Origin of the sequence: Streptomyces lancefieldiae (assembly GCF_031845825.1) — a bacterium.
GTDB classification, from domain to species: domain Bacteria; phylum Actinomycetota; class Actinomycetes; order Streptomycetales; family Streptomycetaceae; genus Streptomyces; species Streptomyces lancefieldiae.
In genome coordinates this window covers 1-324 of the sequence record NZ_JAVRFH010000430.1, presented here as the reverse complement: position 1 = coordinate 324, position 324 = coordinate 1, and the positions used below count along the sequence as shown (strand labels likewise).

Annotated in this window: 1 protein-coding gene; it reads right to left on the bottom strand. The window is 68.5% G+C overall.

Annotated features, from left to right (window positions below; genetic code table 11):
• The coding region (locus RM812_RS42840; protein ID WP_311586545.1) for a hypothetical protein at nt 1-305 on the bottom strand (305 nt) is incomplete at its 3' end.
• Nucleotides 306-324 lie beyond the last annotated feature (19 nt).

Below are 324 nucleotides of genomic sequence, written 5' to 3'. Positions count from 1 at the left end.
AGGTGCTCGGGCACGACGAGCAGCCACCGGCCGTCAAGACGCACCGACTCCCGCAACGACAGACTCTTCCACGCCACCTCATACGACAGACCGTCCTGCGGCCCCGACGGAACAACCGCCGCAGAAGAACGCGACCCAAGCCAGTAACGCCGGCGTTGGAAGGGATAGGTGGGCAGGTCGACGGTGCGAGCACCGGAGCCCTCGAAGAGTGCCGGCCAGGAGACGTCGACACCCTGGACGAACGCCTCCGCCACCGAGGTCAGGAAACGCCGCAGACCCCCCTCACCACGGCGCAGCGAACCCACCGCACACACCTGCCGGCCC